At 72.1% G+C, this 18,198-nt stretch carries 18 protein-coding genes and 2 pseudogenes; 4 read left to right on the plus strand and 16 right to left on the minus strand.

Annotated features, from left to right (window positions below; genetic code table 11):
* Positions 1 to 111 precede the first annotated feature (111 nt).
* Entirely contained in the window at positions 112 to 921 is an 810-nt protein-coding gene (locus GA0070624_RS01065) for a hypothetical protein (protein WP_091335784.1), read from the plus strand.
* Between the two features lie 71 nt (positions 922 to 992).
* On the opposite strand, the gene GA0070624_RS01070 is transcribed toward GA0070624_RS01065, so the two are convergent.
* The 8 genes from GA0070624_RS01070 to GA0070624_RS01100 form a co-directional block, all read right to left on the minus strand.
* Positions 993 to 1,739 (minus strand): SDR family NAD(P)-dependent oxidoreductase, encoded by a 747-nt coding sequence (locus GA0070624_RS01070; protein ID WP_091335786.1) that lies wholly within the window; start codon positions 1,737 to 1,739, stop codon positions 993 to 995.
* A 124-nt stretch (positions 1,740 to 1,863) separates the two neighbouring features.
* Positions 1,864 to 2,979 (minus strand): branched-chain amino acid ABC transporter permease, encoded by a 1,116-nt coding sequence (locus tag GA0070624_RS01075; protein WP_091335788.1) that lies wholly within the window; start codon positions 2,977 to 2,979, stop codon positions 1,864 to 1,866.
* On the minus strand, positions 2,976 to 3,866 hold the full coding sequence (locus GA0070624_RS01080) for a branched-chain amino acid ABC transporter permease (protein ID WP_091335790.1): 891 nt from the start codon (positions 3,864 to 3,866) through the stop codon (positions 2,976 to 2,978). The genes GA0070624_RS01075 and GA0070624_RS01080 overlap by 4 nt, the downstream gene beginning before the upstream one ends.
* The gene (locus GA0070624_RS01085; RefSeq protein WP_091335792.1) at positions 3,863 to 4,591 is read right to left on the minus strand and encodes an ABC transporter ATP-binding protein; all 729 of its coding nucleotides are present in this window, start codon (positions 4,589 to 4,591) and stop codon (positions 3,863 to 3,865) included. The genes GA0070624_RS01080 and GA0070624_RS01085 overlap by 4 nt, the downstream gene beginning before the upstream one ends.
* Positions 4,588 to 5,331, minus strand: a complete 744-nt coding sequence (locus GA0070624_RS01090; RefSeq protein ID WP_091335793.1) for an ABC transporter ATP-binding protein — start codon at positions 5,329 to 5,331, stop codon at positions 4,588 to 4,590. Before GA0070624_RS01090 ends, GA0070624_RS01085 begins: the two co-directional genes overlap by 4 nt.
* A 3-nt stretch (positions 5,332 to 5,334) precedes the next feature.
* Entirely contained in the window at positions 5,335 to 6,540 is a 1,206-nt protein-coding gene (locus GA0070624_RS01095; RefSeq protein ID WP_091335795.1) for a substrate-binding domain-containing protein, read from the minus strand.
* A 254-nt stretch (positions 6,541 to 6,794) separates the two neighbouring features.
* Positions 6,795 to 6,953, minus strand: a complete 159-nt coding sequence (locus GA0070624_RS34520; RefSeq protein WP_176731549.1) for a hypothetical protein — start codon at positions 6,951 to 6,953, stop codon at positions 6,795 to 6,797.
* On the minus strand, positions 6,950 to 7,255 hold the full coding sequence (locus tag GA0070624_RS01100; RefSeq protein WP_091335797.1) for a DivIVA domain-containing protein: 306 nt from the start codon (positions 7,253 to 7,255) through the stop codon (positions 6,950 to 6,952). Before GA0070624_RS01100 ends, GA0070624_RS34520 begins: the two co-directional genes overlap by 4 nt.
* Before the next feature lie 169 nt (positions 7,256 to 7,424).
* Between GA0070624_RS01100 and GA0070624_RS01105 the strand changes: the two genes are divergently transcribed.
* Together GA0070624_RS01105 and GA0070624_RS35480 are read left to right on the plus strand one after the other, a co-directional pair.
* Positions 7,425 to 7,655 (plus strand): GntR family transcriptional regulator, encoded by a 231-nt coding sequence (locus GA0070624_RS01105; RefSeq protein WP_091335799.1) that lies wholly within the window; start codon positions 7,425 to 7,427, stop codon positions 7,653 to 7,655.
* Between the two features lie 426 nt (positions 7,656 to 8,081).
* Positions 8,082 to 8,306: a hypothetical protein gene (locus GA0070624_RS35480; protein ID WP_245718608.1), complete on the plus strand. Its 225-nt coding sequence runs from the start codon at positions 8,082 to 8,084 to the stop codon at positions 8,304 to 8,306.
* 105 nt (positions 8,307 to 8,411) lie between these two features.
* On the opposite strand, the pseudogene GA0070624_RS01110 reads toward GA0070624_RS35480, so the two are convergent.
* Positions 8,412 to 9,056: pseudogene (locus GA0070624_RS01110) on the minus strand (glycerophosphodiester phosphodiesterase family protein); the annotation flags it as partial.
* A 14-nt stretch (positions 9,057 to 9,070) separates the two neighbouring features.
* On the opposite strand from GA0070624_RS01110, the pseudogene GA0070624_RS01115 reads away from it, so the two are divergent.
* Positions 9,071 to 9,394 (plus strand): annotated as a pseudogene (locus GA0070624_RS01115) (TrkA C-terminal domain-containing protein); the annotation flags it as partial.
* Positions 9,395 to 9,401: 7 nt separating this feature from the next.
* Here the strand turns inward: GA0070624_RS01115 and GA0070624_RS01120 are convergent.
* The 7 genes from GA0070624_RS01120 to GA0070624_RS01150 form a co-directional block, all read right to left on the minus strand.
* Positions 9,402 to 10,994, minus strand: a complete 1,593-nt coding sequence (locus GA0070624_RS01120; protein WP_091335801.1) for a serine/threonine-protein kinase — start codon at positions 10,992 to 10,994, stop codon at positions 9,402 to 9,404.
* A gap of 71 nt (positions 10,995 to 11,065) precedes the next feature.
* Positions 11,066 to 12,613: a fused MFS/spermidine synthase gene (locus GA0070624_RS01125; RefSeq protein ID WP_091335803.1), complete on the minus strand. Its 1,548-nt coding sequence runs from the start codon at positions 12,611 to 12,613 to the stop codon at positions 11,066 to 11,068.
* A gap of 36 nt (positions 12,614 to 12,649) precedes the next feature.
* Positions 12,650 to 13,687, minus strand: coding sequence for a coiled-coil domain-containing protein (locus GA0070624_RS01130; protein ID WP_091335805.1), 1,038 nt, complete (start codon positions 13,685 to 13,687; stop codon positions 12,650 to 12,652).
* A 191-nt stretch (positions 13,688 to 13,878) separates the two neighbouring features.
* On the minus strand, positions 13,879 to 14,688 hold the full coding sequence (locus tag GA0070624_RS01135; RefSeq protein WP_091335807.1) for an inositol monophosphatase family protein: 810 nt from the start codon (positions 14,686 to 14,688) through the stop codon (positions 13,879 to 13,881).
* Positions 14,681 to 15,133 (minus strand): response regulator, encoded by a 453-nt coding sequence (locus GA0070624_RS01140; protein WP_091335810.1) that lies wholly within the window; start codon positions 15,131 to 15,133, stop codon positions 14,681 to 14,683. Before GA0070624_RS01140 ends, GA0070624_RS01135 begins: the two co-directional genes overlap by 8 nt.
* Positions 15,130 to 16,866 carry a sensor histidine kinase gene (locus GA0070624_RS01145; RefSeq protein WP_091335812.1) on the minus strand — a complete coding sequence of 579 codons (1,737 nt, stop codon included), beginning with the start codon at positions 16,864 to 16,866 and terminating at the stop codon, positions 15,130 to 15,132. Before GA0070624_RS01145 ends, GA0070624_RS01140 begins: the two co-directional genes overlap by 4 nt.
* Positions 16,863 to 18,113, minus strand: coding sequence for a PP2C family protein-serine/threonine phosphatase (locus GA0070624_RS01150; RefSeq protein ID WP_176731550.1), 1,251 nt, complete (start codon positions 18,111 to 18,113; stop codon positions 16,863 to 16,865). The genes GA0070624_RS01145 and GA0070624_RS01150 overlap by 4 nt, the downstream gene beginning before the upstream one ends.
* Positions 18,114 to 18,198: the final 85 nt, after the last annotated feature.

The following is an 18,198-nucleotide window of genomic DNA, read 5'->3' on the forward strand; positions in this document are numbered from 1 at the left end:
CCGGACGGCAGTGGCCGGCAGCCGGACCGCAGCATATCGGCAGCGATTCCGCCGTGTCGGCCCGCAGCATCGTCATCGGCAGGAGCCAGGCAAGCGAGAAAGAGAACTGCGATGACACAGGCAACGGGCACCGCCCGCACCTTCGTACGGGCGGTCGGCACGGTCGCCGCCATGCTGGCCGCGACGGCCCTGATCGGGGGTTGCGGCCCGAAGAGCGACCCGACCGCAGCGCCGCGGACGAGCCCGAGCGCCACGCCGAAGGAGCGTCTCCTCGAGGCCGTTCCCGACGGTACGGAGGGGGCGTTCCGGTTCACCGGCAAGGACGCGTCCAGCGCCCTCACCGGCCGAATCGACCCGGAGTCGAAGGCCTTCGAGATCAACACCGCCATGCCGCCGGACAAGGACGGCATCACGGTGAAGATGTCGTTCCTGGTGATCGAGGATCGGCTCTGGATGAAGGCGAAGCTCACCGGCCACCCGGGGCTGCCGAAGTTCCCGAACAAGTGGATGGAGCTGGACCGGTCGAAGCTCACCGACAGCGGGTCGGTGCCGACCTTCGACGGTGCGGACCAGGGAAACGCCGGCCCGCTCATCGAGGCGGCCACCTCCGTCGAGGAGCAGGGCCCCGGGAAGTACGTCGGTTTCATCGATGTGACCAGCGGCAACGCGGCGCAGGCGCTGGAGGACGGTGAGGCGGCGGCGCTCGGCGAGGTCGGCAAGAAGGTGCCGTTCACCGCGCTGGTCGGCCCCGACGAGCACCTCGCCTCGCTGACGCTGGAGATCCCGGCCGCCGGCGAGCGGAAGGCGTATCAGTACGTGGTCACGTACGCCGACTTCGGCAGCACGCCGAAGATCACCGTGCCGACCGGGAGCGCGGCGACGAAGGCGCCGGCGATGGCGTACGAGATGTTGAACAGCTGACCCAGGACGGACTCCAGGGGTGGCGGCCGCACGGGGGGTCGCCACCCCTGTGTCGTTTCCGTCGTTCGACGTCAGCGGCCGAGGACCGAGCCGCCGTTGACGCCGAGCACCTGCCCGGTGACGTAGCCCGCGGCGGGGCTGACCAGATATCGGACGGCCGCCGCGATGTCGTCGGGCTGGCCGACCCGGCCGACCAACGTGGCCGCCACCCGGGCCGCGTGCCCCTCCGGGGTCATCCGGTCGCCGAAGAACTCGGTATCGGCGACGTAGCCGGGGCTGACCACGTTGACCGTGATCTGCTCCTTGCCGAGCTGACCGGCCAGGTCGTACGCCCAGCCGTGCAGCGCCGCCTTCGCCGCCGAGTAGGGACCGCCCCCGCCGCGCTGGGCGGCAATCGAGCTGAGCAGAATCACCCAGCCGCCGGGGCGGCGCAGGGCCGGCAGCAGCGCCTCGGTGAGCAGCACCGCGGTGAGCACGTTGACGTCCAAATTGGCCCGCCACCACGCCGCGGTCCCGGCCAGCGTGGCGGTGTCCCCGCCCAGGTAGCCGCCGGCGTTGTTGACCACCGCGTCCACCGAGCGGTCGCCCACCGCCTCGACGACCCCGGCGAGCTGCGCCGGGTCGGTCAGGTCGGCGGTCATTGCGCTGACCGCGTCCGCCCGCCCGCACTCCGCCCCGATCCGCTCGGCGGTCGCGAGCAGCACATCGGCCCGCCGCCCGACGATCAGGACGTCGTACCCGTCGGCCACAAGCCCCCGCGCGACGGCGGCCCCGATCCCGGTCCCTCCACCGCTGACAACCGCCAACCGCTCCCCCATGCCGCCTCCCCTGTCGCTCAAACCTCGCCGATCATGAAGTTATCGCCATCAACCACGGCGTGTCGTGACAATAACTTCATGATCAGCCAGCCGCCCCGGGCGGCCGCCGGGGCGGGGGGACACGTCAGCGGCGGCGGAGGGCGGTCAGGACGGGGGTGAGGCGGGTGCGGAGGCTGGCCAGGCCACCGGGGAAGAAGTACACCGCCAGGATGAAGACCGTGCCCAGCACGAAGAGGGGCTGGGAGAGCGGGCGGCTGAGCACCGCCGGCAGGGAGTTCACCGCGTCCGAGGTACCGAAGGCGGTGAGGCGGTGGTCGAGGTACATGTAGAGGATGCCGCCGAGCACCGGGCCCCAGCGGGTGCCCGGGCCGCCGAGCACGACCATGACCAGCAGCGACAGGGTCAGCTCGGAGGAGGTGACGTGCGGGGAGGCGCCGCCGACGATCAGGCAGTAGACCACCCCGCCGGCGCTCGCCAGGCCGCCGGCCAGGGTGAACGCGACCAGCTTGAACCGGTACGGGTCGAGCCCGAGCACCCCGATCCGCCGCTCGTCGTCGCGCAACCCGGCCAGCACCCGCCCGGTCGGCGAGCCGCTCACCCGGTGCACCACGAAGACCACCAGGGCCAGGTACGCCAGCGCCAGCCAGTACAGGTTCACCGTGTTGGCGACCCCGACCAGGGCGGTCGGCAGCCCGGAGACGTCCAGCGGCAGCCCCTCCTCACCGCCGGTCCACCCGCCGAAGTTGCGGGCCACCAGGATCGCGCCGACCTGGGCGAAGGCGAGCGTCACCATGGCGAAGGCGATGCCGACGGTGCGCAGCGCGACCGCCCCGAGCAGCGCGGCCAGGATCGTCCCGCCGACGACGGTGAGCAGCGCGGCCTGCCACAGCGGCAGCCCGGCCTTGGTGACCAGCACGTCGGTGCCGTACACGCCGGCGGCGAAGTAAAGGGCGTGCCCGAAGGAGAGCATCCCGGTCCGCCCGAAGAGCAGGTCGTAGCCGGCGGCCAGGCCGCCGAACACCAGGCAGATGGCGAGCAGTTGCAGGGTGCCGGGCGAGTTCAGCGGCCCCTCGAAGATCCCCGGCAGGTTCACCGTCGAGTACGGCACGATCGCGGCCACCACCAGCGCGACCAGCGGCAGGTACGGCCGCAGCCCGTGCCAGCGGACGCGCCCCGGCGTCAGCTCGTCGGGCACCGCCGCGGGCGGCGCCGGAAGCTCCGGACTCTTGACCTCGGTCATGCCGTTGCCACCTTTCCGGCGAAGCCCTGCGGACGCAGCAGCAGCACCACGGCGAGCAGCCCGACCACGCAGAGGTCGCCCAGCCCGGACGTGCCGTAGTAGTTGACGAACTGTTGCAGCAGCCCCACCGCGACCGCCGCGTACGCGGAGCCGACCACCGAGCCCATCCCGCCGATCACCACCACGATGAACGCGAAGATCAGCAGCGAACCGCCCTGTCCGGGCGAGACCGTGCCGAAGTAGACCCCGCCCAGCGCGCCGGCCAGCGCGGCGGCCGCCCCGCCGATCGCGAAAACCAGGGTGAACGCCTTGCGGACGTCGATGCCGAGCGCGGTCACCATCTCCCGGTTCTCCACCCCGGCCCGGATCACCAGGCCGTACCGGGTCCAGCGGAGGAAGGCGAGCAGCGCGCCGAGCACCAGCACCGCGGCGACGATCAGCAGCAGCCCGGCGTTCGGCACGTTCGCGCCGAGGACCGAGGTCACGTCCCGGGTCCACGCCGGACGCGGGAACGGCCGCGGGTCGGCGCCCCAGGTGGCCTGGAGGAGCGCCACGCCGGCCAGCGAGAGGCCGACCGTGACCAGCACCTGCTCGATGGTGCGGGAGTAGAGCGGCCGGATGAGCACCAACTCGACCAGCACCGCGACCAGCGCCCCCGCCAGCACGCCGAAGGCGACCGCCACCACGAACCCGAACCCGTCCGAGCCCGCCCCCGGCAGGTTCCCGGCGGCCCACCAGGTCGCGTACGCGCCGACGCCGAGGAACAGCCCGTGCGCGAAGTTGAGCACGTCGGCCAGGCCGAAGACCAGGGAGAGCCCGGACGCGACCAGGAAGTAGAGCGCCGCCAGGCCGAGCCCGGTCAGCGTCAGCAGAATGACCGCGCTCATGAATGCACCTCCGAGGCACCCACGCCGAGCAGCGACTTGGTCAGCGCGGTCTCCAGCAGCAGTTCCCGGGCGTCACCGGTCCAGGCCACCCGGCCGGCGGAGAGCACCACCGCGTCCCGGGCCAGCCGGCGGACCACGGCCAGGTTCTGCTCGACCAGCAGCACCGGCACCGATTCCGCCACCCGTTCCAGCACCTCGGCCACCTCGGTGACCACCTTCGGCGCCAGCCCTTTGGTCGGCTCGTCGATCAGCAGCAGCCGGTTGTCGTTGAGCAGCACCCGGCCGATCGCCAGCATCTGCTGCTGGCCGCCGGAGAGCGAGCCGGCCCGTTGCCGTCCGCGCCGCTCCAGCTCGGGGAAGAGGGCGAAGACCTTGTCGTACGCCGGGGTGGTGCCCCGCCGTTCGGCGAGCCGCAGGTTCTCCGCGACGGTGAGGCCGGCGAAGACGCAGCGGTCCTCGGGCACGTAGCCGAGCCCGTCGCGGACCAGCCGGTGGGTGGGGCGGGCGAGCAGGCTCCGCGCGCCCATCCGGATGGTGCCGCGGATCTCGCCGTTACGCGGCGTCAGGCCGACGATGGCGCGCAGCGTGGTGGTCTTGCCGACGCCGTTGCGGCCCAGCAGCACGGTCACCCCGGTCGGCGCGACCGTGAAGGACACCCCCTGGAGGATGTGCAGGCCGGCGATCCGCACCGACAGATCCTCGACCGCGAGGACGGGTTCACTCATAGCGACTCCCCCAGGTACGCCTCCTGCACGGTGGCGTTGGCCATCACCGTCTCCGGGGTGTCACAGGCCAGCAGCGCGCCGTGATGCATCACGGCGATCCGGTCGGCCAGCTCCAGGATCACGTCCATGTGATGCTCCACCATCAGCACCGACCGTCCACTGTCCCCGGTCAGCGACTTGATCACCGCGACCAGCTCGGGCACGTCCTCGGCGCTGACCCCGGCCATTGGTTCGTCGAGCAGCATCACCCGCGGCTCCCCGGCGAGGAGCAGGGCGATCTCCAGCTTGCGCTTCTCGCCGTGGGCCAGGGTGCCGGCCAGCGCCGTACCCCGGTGGGCGAGGCCCACCCGGTCGAGCGCCGCGTCGGCGGCGGCGGCCACCTCCCGGTCGGCCGCCGCCCGCCGCCACAGCTTCATCGAGCCACCCCGGTGCGCCTGTACGGCGAGCCGGACGTTCTCCTGCACGGTGAGCGAGCCGAAGACCGAGGACGCCTGGAAGGTACGCCCCAGCCCGAGCCGGGCCCGCCGGTGCGGCGGGAGGGAAGTGATGTCCTCCCCGTCCAGCAGGACCCGCCCATCGGTGGGCCGGCGCAGGCCGCTGATCAGGTTGAACAGCGAGGTCTTGCCGGCACCGTTCGGCCCGATCACGCCCAGGAACTCCCCGGGCGCGAGGTCGAGGTAGACGTTGTCGACGATGGCGACCTCACCGATCCGCCAGGTCAGACCGCGGGTGGCGAGCACTGGTCAGCCCTTCATCGGGGTGACCGGCGGCGCCGTCTCGTCACCGGTCAGGGTCTTCTCCGCGGTCGCCGTGAAGGCGGTGCCGCTACCGCTGAGCTTGGCCTGGTACATCGGCTGGAGCAGCGCGTGGTCCTCGGCGCGGATGGTCATCTCGCCCTTGATCCCGTCGAACTTCCAGCCCTCGAGGGCCTTGACCATCTTCTCGACGTCGTCGCCCCCCTCCTGCACGGCGCGGACGACCATCTGGGCGGCGGTGAAGCCGTCCGGGTGGAACAGGTCGAGCGTGCCGCCCGGGATCTTGGCCTTGGCCGCCTTGGCGGCCTCGGTGTCGCTGGCCCCGTCGAAGTAGTGCGACAGGAAGGAGATCTTGCTGCCGGCGGCGCCGAAGGTGGGCCAGGAGGCGCGGATGTCGAGGCCGGTGACGACCGTGGTGGAGGAGAGCACGCCCTGCTGGTCGAGGGTCTGCCACATCGCGGGGGCGGTGGTGCCGGCCCACGCGACGAAGAGCAGGTCCGGCTTGGCGGCCTTGATCTGGCTGGCGAACGGGGTGAACTCGGTGGCGCTGGCCGGGGCCCGGACGCTGCTGACGGTCGCGCCGGCACCGCCGATCACCTTCTTGACCGCGGCCTCGTTCGCGTCGCCGAACGCGCCGTCCTGGGCGAAGACGACCACCTTCTTGCCGGTCGCGTCGCCGATGAACGACTTCGCGGTCACCACGTCCTGGTACGACTGCCGGCCCGACCGGAACGTGTACTTGTTCGCGCCGGTGACCCCGTCGGTGGCCGCCGGCCCCGAGATGAAGAGAACCTTGTTCTGCGCGGCGATCGGGGCGACCTGCAGGGCCACACCGGAGGACGTGGAGCCGGCGATGATCTTCGTGCCCTTGCCGATGAGGTCCTTGGCGGCGGAGACCGCCTTGGCCGGGTCGCCCGCGTCGTCGGCCTCGGTGATCTCGATCTTCCGGTCGCCGACCTTGCCGGTGCCCTTCGTGGCGTAGTCGAGGCCGGCCTTGAACCCCTCGATGTACTGCTTTCCGTAGCTGGCCAGGGGGCCCGACTGGGAATACACCAGACCAACCTTGACCGGTGCGGCGCCGTCGCCGCCGCCGGAGGCGGTGTCCTGCGGGCTGCCACAGGCCGTGGCCGCCACTGCCGCGGCCATCATCGTGGCGGCGGAGAGGAACACCCGCCGCGTCGTCCGGACCGTCATTGCGACTCCAGGTGAGGACTCGGAGGGAGGGAAATCGTTTGTCGGCTCACGCTAGAAGTGACGTCACGCACGAGCTATGTAGCCGAAGCACACAAGTGATCGGGACGGGGTGGCCAACCGTAACAGCGCTCAACCCCCCGCCGTAACGGCGGTGACCGCCGGTGGCCCGCGCCGCCATCCATCGACTGGGGAGTGTGTCGCGCCCCGCCATCGCTGCGGTCCTGAGCAGCAGCCCGATTCGGTGATCGGGTCGCCTAGCGGTGCCGGCTGGGCCCGCACTCACCAACGTGGTCGGCCGGGAGCGGACAGCGCCGGCGACCGTCGAGCAACCGGTCGCAGAAGAAGAACCGCTTCGCCGCGGCCAGGTCGGTGGCGAGCACCGGCAGGTGCACGACGAAGCGCTCGCGGCTCACCGGCGCACCCCGGGCGCGAACCCCGACTGCCAGCTTCGCAGCGCCCGCTTGATCCGGACGTTCTCCTCGGCGGTCCGGGCCTGCTCGCGCCGGGTCGCGGCCAACTCGCCGGCGACCCGGTGCAGGAACGCGTGCACCTCGGCCGGGTCGAGGCCACGCCGCACGTTGCGGAACTGCCGGTCCCGGATCTGCCCCGCGGTCAGCGGCCGGCAGGACTCCGAGCGGTACCACCCGGAGGTCGGCGGAGAGGTTGGGCCGCCCCGCTTCCGCACGGCCCGGAACAGGTTCAGCACATTGCCCATGGCCACCTTCCTCGTCGCTGTCCGGCGTGGAGGGCCGCCCGGTCCACGGAAAGGGGACGCGGACCGGGCCGCCGGCCCCGCGACCGCAGCCCTCATCGGCGGTACGACCCCGGAGCCCACCTCTGGGTCCGAACTCCGAGGGTCTGCCGAACCAACCGGAGTCCTCACCATGCCCACAGCCGAACCCCCCTACCGCCAGATCGCCAACGATCTCACCGCGAAAATCAGGAGCGGCGAGCTCAAGCCCGGGGACAAGCTGCCCTCCACGAGGGAGCTCGCCGAGGCATACAAGGTCCACATGAACACCGCCTCGCGAGCGCTGTCCCTGCTGCACGACCGTGAACTGATCACCGGCCAGCCCGGACGGGGCACCTACGTCGCCGAGCGCTCGCCTCGGTAGTACCCCATCCCGCCTTTCGAACTGATGTCGTGAACGAATCAGGCGGCCGACACTCCGGCTGAATCGTCTACGACATCAGCTCCTAAGGCACCGACACACCACCCCGCCTCGCGACCGTCGCGAGGATGAGCCCGACGTGGGACCGAACCAGCACGCCGACCGGGTCTGGCTGCTAGCGCCTTTTGGAGCTGCCCTCATCAACGGGGCATGCAGCCCCCCTCCGACAGTGCCGGCACCGAACTCGGGCGGGCGCACGGACGGGGCAGCTCCAAAGGGAGTACTGCGCAGACCCGGTTCGCGACTCGGAACACGGCCCACCTAGCCAGCTCCCACGGGCGCCAGCCAGGCCGATTCATTGACGTCATCAGGTTCGTAGCGTCATAGGGGCACAGCTGCCATGCCGGAAGGCGAACGTGGGGTGTCCGGATGAACCGGACACCCCACGTCGGCGACTTGGCGTGGATCAGGCCCGAGCTTGCCGGGCGGCAGCGGTCAGCGTTCGGCGAGACCGGCGCGGGCCGCGACCGCCGTGTCGGGCTGGTCGGCGAAGGCGCCGTCCAGGCCGAGGTTGAAGAAGAGCTCGTACTCGGCGGTGATGTCGCCGCGGGCGTTCGGGTCGGCGCGATCCGGAAGTCGGCCGGCAGGAACTGATTCTCCGCGCGGAACGTCCAGGCGTGCACGACCAGCCCTCCCGGTGGGCGTCCCGGATCAGGGTGGTCGGGGCGAGCAGCTTGCCGGCGGCGTCCCGCGGCACGATCAGGTTCTTGTGCGCGCCGACGCCGTCGGCGTACTCGGCGATCCAGGCCAGGCCGGCGGCGGAGGCCAGGTCGGGGCGTCGAGCAACTGGGCCAGCTTGACGTCGATCATTCCGTTGAGCTTGCGCAAGTTGGCCGTCTCGAAGGACTGGATGATCACCGGGTCGTTCCGGTGGGTCAGGTTGTTGGCCTTGAGCACCGCGACCAGCGGCTCCTCCAGCGCCAGCCCGATCGAGGCGAAGTAGCTGGGGTGCTTGGTCTCCGGGTAGACGCCGATGGTCCGCCCCCGGTTGCGCCCCTCGGTCCGGGCCAGGTCGATGACCTCCTGGAAGGTCGGCACCTGGAACGTCCCGTCGAACGCGGTGTTGGCCACCCGCACCTGGGGCAGCCGCTCCTTGGCCCGCAGCGTCTTCAGCTCGGCCACGGTGAAGTCCTCGGTGAACCAGCCGGTGACCGGCACCCCGTCGATGATCTTCGTCGCCTTGCGGGCAGCGAGCTCGGGGTGGGCGGCCACATCGGTCGTACCGGAGATCTCGTTCTCGTGCCGGGCGACCAGCACGCCGTCCTTCGTCGAGACCAGGTCCGGCTCGATGTAGTCGGCGCCCATCCGGATCGCCAGCCGGTAGGCCTCCAGCGTGTGCTCCCGGCGGTAGCCGCTCGTCCTCGGTCGGCGCGCACCACGTGATCTTCCCCGAGGCGGAGATCGGTGAGCGGGTGGCCCACCTGATCGTCAGCAGGATGCTCGACTTCATGGAATTCGGCGACGACTTCGCCATCGCCAAGGTACGCGTACCGGAGGGGATGGTCGGCAAATCGCTGCGCGAGCTGGCTCCGGCGGACCGGTACGGGGTGAGGGTGGTGGGCGCGAAGCTGCCCGGTGAACGCTTCCGCTACGTCGGGCCGGACACGGTGCTCGCGCCACGCACCGTGCTCATCGTGGAGGGCAGCATCGACCAGGTGCAGCGCTTCGCCGCGCTCGGCTGAGCGTCACTCACCTCTTCCCCTTGCCGCCGCCCTTGCCGTTGCCGCTCCTGTCGCGGCCGCCACCGTCGTCCGAGGAGTGCGAGCCGCCCCCGCCCTTCGCGGTGGTCTTCTTCGTGGGCGCCTTGGTGGTCGGCGCCGGCGTCGACCCGGCCACCCCGGCGACCTGCACGCCGCAGGTGGTGTCGCCGACCCGGAACTGCACCGGCAGCGGGTTGCTCCCGGTGTAGCGACCGCTCAGCGCGACCTTCTTCGCGGCGCCCGGCGCCAGCGAGGGGTCCGTGGCGGGCGGCCGGAGCAGCACGGTCCGCCCCTGCTGCTGCACCGCCGGCTGGGCCTTCGTCACCGTCTGCTGACCAGGGAAGGTGAAGCTCATCGTCCAGTCGCGCAGCTCCCGGGTGCCCGTGTTCCTCAGCGTCAGCTCTGCGGCGAAGTCCCGGCCGGTGTCCCGGCGCAGCACGTAGTCGACCTCGCACGGGACCGGCTCGGCCATACCCATCCGGGCCTCGGTGGGCTCAATCCCCCCGCTGGCCGGGCTCCGTGAGGTCACCCCCCACATGGTCGCCGTCACCGCGACCAGTCCGGCGGCGGCCACCCCGGCCTCGACCTTGCGCCGCCGGATCGTCGCCAGCCGGGTGCGGGTACGGATGCCGGAGAGGGGCAGGGCGTCCGTGTCGGACCTCCAGGGCAGGATGGTGGTGCTGGCGTTCTCCACCAGCCCCGGGTCGACCTGCCCGACCGCCGGCGAGACCGGCACGATCGCGGCGATGCCGGCCGCGTCGGCGAGGGTGCGGGCCACGTCCGCAGTGGGCGGGCGGTCCCCGGGGCGCTTGGCCAGGCAGCGCCGGACCAGCTCGCCGACCTCGGCGGGCAGCCCGGTCACCGACGGCATCGGATCCGGGTCGTTGTACATGTGCGCCCGGAGCATCTCCGTCGTGGTGCTCGCCCGCCAGGGCAGCCGGCCGGTGAGCATCCGATACAGGAGCAGGCCGACCGCGTACACGTCGGTGGCCGGGGAGACCTGGCCGTTGTCGAGCCGCTCCGGGGCGAGGTAGGCGGGAGTGCCGAGGAGCGCGCCGTCCGGGCCCTTCTCGCTCTCCCCGACCAGCGCCGAGATGCCGAAGTCGACCACCTTCACCCCGGTCGAGGTGAGCATGACGTTGCCGGGGGTGACGTCTCGGTGCACCACGCCCCGGGCGTGCGCGGCGGCCAGCGCCGAGGCGACCTCCGCGCCGATGATCAGCGCCTCGCGCCAGGGCAGCTGCCCCTCGCGGGCTAGCCGGCTGCTCAGCGAGCCGCCGTCGACCAGCTCCATCACGACGTACGGCACGGTCAGCCCGACCTGCTCGGACTCGCCGTAGTCGTACACGTTGGTGATGTTGGGGTGGCAGAGCCGCGCGGCGGCCTGCGCCTCGATCCGGATCCGATGCCGGAAGGCCTTGTCGCTGGCCAGTCGCGAGGCGAGCACCTTGATTGCGACCTGGCGGCCGAGCACCTCGTCGTACCCGCGCCACACCACGGACATGCCGCCCGCGCCGAGTTGCTCGACCAGCCGGTACCGCTCACCGAGCAGCTGCGTGCCGTTCCTGACCGCTCCACCCATGGTCGGTGTTGTTGCCCGAGGTCATCCCGGCTACACCTGAAGGGTCGGAATCGGTCAGCAAAGTCACCCGATCAGGCGGTCGCGAGCAATTGATCCACCGGCGCGTAGTCGTCGGTCAGCACCAGTGCGTCCCCGACGAAGGCGGTGAGCTCCGCGCCGGAGAGCAGGGCGGCCGCTTCGGGCAGGGTGTGCAGCCCGGCCTGGACCGCGGCCAACGGCAGCGGCGCGTCCGAGCCGACGATGAGGAAGTTGGACCCGTGCTGTCCGGTGATCGCGCCCGGCGGGGCGACCAACGCGACGTGCCGGAACTCGGCCGCGACGGTGGCCAGTTCGCTGCGGATGAAGCGGCCCGGCGGGTAGTCGATGACGTTCTGCACGTAGATCCCGCCCGGCCGGAGCACCCGGCGGATCTCGGCGGCCATCTCCCGGGTGGCCAGATGCCAGGGCACCACCAGGTGGCCGAAGGCGTCGCCGATGATCAGGTCCCGGCTGTCGGTCGGCTCGCCGCCGACCAGCACCCGGGCGTCCCCGACCTCCGCGCGCAGCTCCGGGCCGGTGCGCACGCCCAGCTCACGGCGGTCCAGGTCGATCAGGCCGCCGTCGATCTCGAACACCAGGTTGTCCGTGCCCGGCCGGGTGGCGGTCAGGTAGCGCGGCATGGTGAAGCCGCCGCCGCCGAGGTGCAGGGCCGCCAGCCGCTGGCCCTGCGGCGCGGCGGCGTCGGCCACCAGCCCGATCCACTGGGTGTACGCGTACTTCAGGTGGGTCGGGTCGGCCAGGTCGACGTAGGAGTGCTCGGCCGAGTTGAGGTAGAGGGTCCGCCCGTTCACCCACTGCGGGTCGACCTCGACCTTCGCGCAGTGGTACGCGGTCTCGATGTCGCACGGGTTGGGGGCGACCGCGGAGAGCCCGGCGCCGGCCAGGCCGAGCACCGCCAGGGCGGCCTTCGTCCGCGCGGGACCGGGAAGCCCGGCCCCGGCCCGCCGCCGCAGGTACGCCCCGAGCCCGAGCCCGGTGGCGCCGAGCAGCACCGCCAGCCCGATCACGATGACCGTGCTCGGCAGCGCCGCCACCAGCACGAAGCCGGTGACCAGGGTGGCCGTGATCCCGCCCAGGGTGCCGATGCTGGAGAGCCGCCCGACCACCTGCCCGGTCCGGCCGAGGTCGGCGAGCTGGAGCTTGACCACCAGCGGGGTTATCCCGGCCAGCAGCGCCGCCGGCGCCAGCACCGCCAGCGCGGTGAGCAGCAGGACCGCGCTCGCCGCGCCGCCGCGCAGCGCCTCCCCGGCGTACCGGACGACGGGCAGGGTGACCGCGGTGGCGATGCCGGCCAGCACCAGAGCCGGGGCCAGCAGGGTGCGCGGGTCCCGCCGGTCGGCCAGCCACCCGCCCATCCACGCCCCGTACGCGATGGCGCCCAGCGCCATGCCGATGACCGAGCTGGTGACCTGGAGGGTCACCCCGACGTACGGGCCGACCAGGCGCAGCGAGACGGTCTCCAACACCAGCACGGCGCCGCTGGAGAGGAACACCAGGAACGCGGCGAGCCCGTTCGGCAGGGCCCGGGGCGGGGCGCCTGGCGCGGACTCCACCACGACGTCGGACGATGAACTGCTCACCGTGGCGATGGTACGCAGCGTTCCCGGCGCTCCGGGTCAGTACATCGAGATATGAACATGGTTTGTGTGGTCGGCGGCGGGACTGCCGCCGCCGCTGTACGACCGCCAGCCAGTGTTCGGCATCCAGATCTGCCGATACCAGATCACGTACATGATGCCGAGCCGGCTCGCATTGTTCTTGGCCCAGTTGGCCAGGCTGTCGCCGTACGCCTTGTCGCCGCCGGTCGCCGAGACGTTCTCGAACCCGCCGCTGGCGGCGGAGAAGTCGCAGGCCCGCCCCTTCGGGTGCTCGCCGTCGCCGCCGCTGCGGTAGCAGGAGACGTACCGCTTGTAGCCCGCCGCCTTGGCCTGCTCGAGCATGTGCAGGGTGCGCGGGGTGATGCAGCCGGACGTGGTCGGGTCGTTCACCGAACAGGACTCCGACGGCCATGAGCCGTCGGGGTTGCGCGGGGCCGGCTTGGCGGTGGCCGACAGGCCACCGAAGCCGGAGCCGCTGCCCGAACTGACCGCGGCCAGCGCCCGCTCCGCGTCCCGCTTCTTCTTCGCCAGCACGGCGAGCTGCTTCTGCTGCTCGCGCACCTCGCCGTCGATCGCCGCCTTGGCCCGGGCGGCCTCGGCCTTGGCGTCGGCGAGCTCGCGCAGCCGCTTGCCGTCCCGCTGGGCCATCAGGTCCAGCTCGGCGGCCCGCTGCAGGAACGACCCGGGGTCGGCGCTCTTCAGCAGCATCGACACCGGGGTCAGCCGGCCCATCCGGTACGACTGCGCGGCCACCTCGCCGACCTGCGAGTTCAACCCGACCAGCCGGAGTTCGATCTGCTTGAGCTGACCGTTCAGCGCCACCTGCCGGCGCTTGGAGTTGTCGAGGCGGGCCTTCGCCTCGATGTGGCCCTTGGCGGCCGCCGCGAGGGCCTGCCGGAGCTGCTTGGTCCCGCCCTCGTTCGGCGCGCTCGGGTTCGGTGCGGCGGCGGCGACACTGGCCGGCGCGAGGCCGGCGCCGAGCAGCAGCGCCGCCGCGGCGAGCAGGGCGAGCAGGGACCGGCGGGCGGGCCGCCGGATGAGCCTGGTCCTGGGCACGAAGCGTCCTTCCGTCAGCCGCCGGCCCCCGTTCGACCACTGCGCGGCGGCGGCTCCACCGGCCCCGGACGGCGGCCTGCTGGCGGAGACCGCCGGTCACGATACCGGACCGCGTGCGTCGCGCCAGGCCCCCGACCTCGGCCGATGTCGATTGTCGACGCAGCGTGCCGGGGCGGTCGCGGAGCGCTGGTTCAGCCGTCGAGCAACGCGGCCCGGACCTCATTCCAGACCGCTTCGTTCGCCGCCACCAGCAGACCCTGGCCGTCGTCCGCCGGGTGGTAGTCGCTGCCGTCGAAGCGGCGGGCCACCCCGCCGGCCTCCCGCACCAGCAGCGCGCCCGGGGCGTGGTCCCAGGGCAGGGTCCGCCAGAAGAGGACGAACTGCTGTGCGCCGGTGAGGATGTCGAGGTACTCCCGGCCGGCGCAGTGCTGTCCGGGGAGGAGCTCCCTGATCCGCTCGCCGCCCGCCTCCACCGCCCGGCGCGTGTCCGGCGGCAGGAATCGGGTGTTCGCGGTGCCGCGCAGCGTGCCGAGCGCCGGCGCTGGCCCGGTCGTCCGCACCGCCTCCCCGTCCAGGCACGCGCCCTTACCGACCCGGCCGGCGGCGAGGTTCCCGGCGAGCGGGTCGAACACCCAGGAGGCCACCAGCTCACCGTCGGTAAGCAGCGCCACCATCAGCGCGAACGGACGCCGGCCGGCGGCGAAGTTCGAGGTGCCGTCGATCGGGTCGACCAGCCAGACGTCGCCTGCGCCGCGCACGTGCCGGAGCAGTTCCGGGTCGTCGGCGACCCCCTCCTCGCCGACCACCACCGAGCCCGGGCGCAACCGCCGCAGCCCGGCGGAGATCATCTGCTCGGCCTCGCGGTCGGCGACCGTGACCACCTCGCCGGGTGCCTTCTCGGAAATCTCCGCGTCGTCGAGCCGGCGGAACATCGGCACCACGACCTTCGCCGCGGCCTCCCGCAGCAGCCCGCAGACGTCGTCCAGCAGGGTGTCAGCCACGCGGCGGCAGCTTGACCACGCTGACGAAGAACTCGTCGATCTGCCGGACCACGGAGATGAAGCGCTCGAAGTCCACCGGCTTGGTCACGTAGGCGTTGGCGTGCAACTGGTAGCTGCGCAGGATGTCCTCGTCGGCCTGCGAGGTGGTGAGCACCACGACCGGGATCCGGCAGAGCTCCTCGTCCTTCTTGATCTCCTCGAGCACCTCCCGGCCGTCCCGGCGGGGCAGGTTGAGGTCGAGCAGGATCAGGTCGGGCGTCACCGCGTCCCCGTACTGGCCCTCGTGACGCAGGTAGGCCAGGGCCTCGGCGCCGTCCGAGACGACGGTCAGCCGGTTGCGGAGCTTGTGCTCCTCGAACGCCTCCTGGGTCATCAGCACGTCGCCGGGATCGTCCTCGACCAGCAGGACCTCGATCGGGCTCTTGCCGTCTGCCGGCGCCGTCATCCCACCGTCTCCTTCATGCCACCTGTTGTATCGCGCCCGGCCGCCCCGTCGGGGCGGTCCGCCATCGACGCTCGGTCCGCGGGCTGCTCGGGCACGCCCGGAGCGGCACTGTCGCCAGCCGCTTCCGCCTCGGCGTCGGAGTTCTCCTGGTCCTCGGCGGCCCGCTGCTCGGCCGCCGCCTCGACGTCCTCGGGCAGCGCCGGGAGGGTGAACCGGATCTCGGTGCCCTCGTCGGCGCCGGTGTCCACCCAGACCCGGCCGCCGTGGTACTCCACGATCTTCTTGACGATCGCCAGCCCGATGCCGGTGCCCGGGTACGCGTCCTTCGAGTGCAGCCGCTGGAAGATCACGAAGATCTTGTCGGCGAACTCCGGCTCGATCCCGATGCCGTTGTCCCGGCAGCTGATCTCCCATTCGTCGCCGACCAGCCGGGCCGAGACGTGCACGCGCGGCGGTACGTCGGGACGGCGGAACTTGATCGAGTTGCTGACCAGGTTGGCCAGCAGGTTGGTCAGCAGCGGCTCCTCGCCGCGGATCACCGGCAGCTCGGCCCAGGTCAGCTCGGCGTCGGAGTACTGCCGGGCGGCCTCGGTCTGCCCGGCCACGTCGCCCATCACCTTGTTGAGGTCGACCTCCGTGAAGCCGGTGGTGAGCCGGCCGATCCGGGAGAACGCGAGCAGATCGTTGATCAGGCGCTGCATCCGCTGGGCGCCGTCGACGGCGAAGGCGATGTACTGGTCGGCCCGCTCGTCGAGCTGGCCGGCGTACCGCCGCTGGAGGAGCTGGCAGAAGCTCGCCACCTTACGCAGCGGCTCCTGCAGGTCGTGCGAGGCGACGTAGGCGAACTGCTCCAGGTCCCGGTTGGAACGGGTGAGCTCCTCGGCCTGCTTCTGCAGCTGGCTGTTGACCCACTCGATCCGCTCCCGGGCCTCGCGTACCTCGGCGAGCTCCCGGGCGATCTTCTGCCGCATCCCGTCGATGTCGTCGGCGAGCCGGCGGAACTCCGGCGGCCCCGAGCCTTCGATGTGGTGCTGATAGTCGCCGTCGGCGACCGCCCGCACCTGCTCCACCAGCGCGGCCAGCGGCCGGATCAGGATCCGGTCCAGCGAGAGCAGCATCACGGCGCCCGCGACCGCGACCACCAGGGCCGCGCCGATCAACAGGACCACCAGCACGTTGCCCGTCTGGTTGACCTTGGCGGCGGTCTGCTTCCGGACGGTGAGGATCTCCCCCTGGAGGGTGTCCACCGAGCCCCGGATGCCGTCGAAGTGCTGCCGCGTCTGGTCGGTGATCAACGCCTGTCCGGCGGCCGGGCCGCTGCGCTCGATCGTGGCGATCACCGGCTCGGCGACCGACCGGCGCCACTGCTCCGCCCGCTGCTCGACGACCCGCAACGCACGCAGGACGTCCGGGTAGTCGGCGGCCAGCTTCTCCATCGAGGCGACTGTGTCCTGCTCGCGCTGCAGGCCCCCCTGGTACGGGGCCAGGTCGTTGCGGTTGCCGTTCACCGCGTACCCGCGGACGGCGGTCTCCTGGTCGAGCAGGGCGCTCATCAGCTCCTGCGCCTGCACCTGAAGCGGGCCGGTCCGGAGCAGGACGGCGTCGATGTTCTGCCGATTCCTGGCCGCCACCGCGGCCTCGGCGGCGGCCAGCCCGAGCAGCAGCACCAGGACCACGCCCAGCAGCGCGAGGACTCGGCGGCGCAGTGTCCAGCCCTGCCCGTAAGCCCTCACCGGCCACCGCCCCGGGCGAGCAGCAGCATGGCGACGTCGTCGGCGAGCGCGCCGCCGTTGAGCTGCTCGGCGCGGCCGACCAGCCAGGCCGGCAGCTCGGCCAGCGGCACCGCCTGGCCGGCCGGGTCGGCGAGCAGGTCCGTCAGCCCCGGCACGTCGAGCCGCTCGTCGCCGGTGCCCACCCGTCCCTCGATCAGGCCGTCGGTGTACATCAGCAGGGACCAGTCATCGGTGTCGAACTCCAGGTCGAAGGCTACGGGCCGGCGCGGTCGCACCCCCAGCAGCCGGCCGCCCCCGGCCGGCACCGGCGCGACCTTACCCCCGCTGAGCAGCAGCGGCGGCGGATGACCGGCGAGTCGCACGGTGGCCCGGTTGGCGTCGAGGTACAGCCGGGTGGTCGCCACGGTGGCGAAGATCTCCTGGAGCCGGCGCTCGCTCATCAGCACCTGCTCCAACGCGGGCAGCACCTCGTCGTCCGGCACTCCGGCCAGGATCAGGGCCCGCCAGGCGACCCGCAACTCGACACCGAGCGCGGCCTCGTCCGCACCGTGCCCGCAGACGTCGCCGACGATCAGGTCGACCCGGTCCGGCCGGGTCTGCACCACGTCGTAGAAGTCGCCGCCGATCAGGGCAGCGTGCCGGCCGGGGCGGTAGAACGTGTGCACCGCCACCTGGTCGGTGGTCATCAGCGGCTGGGGCAGCAGGCCGCGCTCCAGGCGGGCGGACTCGGCCTGGCGCAGCTCGACCTCGCGCAGTCGCCGGGCGTTCTCGTCGGCCCGCTTGCGCTCCACCGCGTAGCGCAGCGCCCGGGTCAGCAGGACCCCGTCGACCTCACCCTTGACCAGGTAGTCCTGAGCGCCCTCGGCGACCGCGACGATGCCCAGGTGCTCGTCGGAGCGGCCGGTCAGTACGCAGACCGCGGCGCCGCTGGCCATCTCCAGCGCCCGGCGCAGCCCGTCCAGGCCCTGCGCGTCGGGCAGGCCGAGGTCGAGCAGGACGCAGTCGACGCCCATCACCCGCTGCCTGGCCTCGGAGAGGCTGGTCGCGACCAACAGGTCGATCATGGAGTTGGTCTCGGCGAGGAGCTCGCCGACCAGGAAGGCATCGCCCTCGTCGTCCTCGACCAGCAGGACCCGCAGCCGCTCCCCCGGCGGCAGGCTGGCGTGGTGCCCCATGCCGCTGTGCGGAAGGGCCTGGGGCACGACGGAGGAACCGGGCAGGCCGGCCCCCCGGTGCGGCCGGGTCACCGCCGCGAGACGCGGGAGATCGCTGGTGATGTCGGGGCTCCTTCCAAGTGCCCTGCTGATCCTGTATCAGACAACGGTCGCACAC

This window comes from Micromonospora rhizosphaerae (assembly GCF_900091465.1).
GTDB lineage: Bacteria > Actinomycetota > Actinomycetes > Mycobacteriales > Micromonosporaceae > Micromonospora > Micromonospora rhizosphaerae.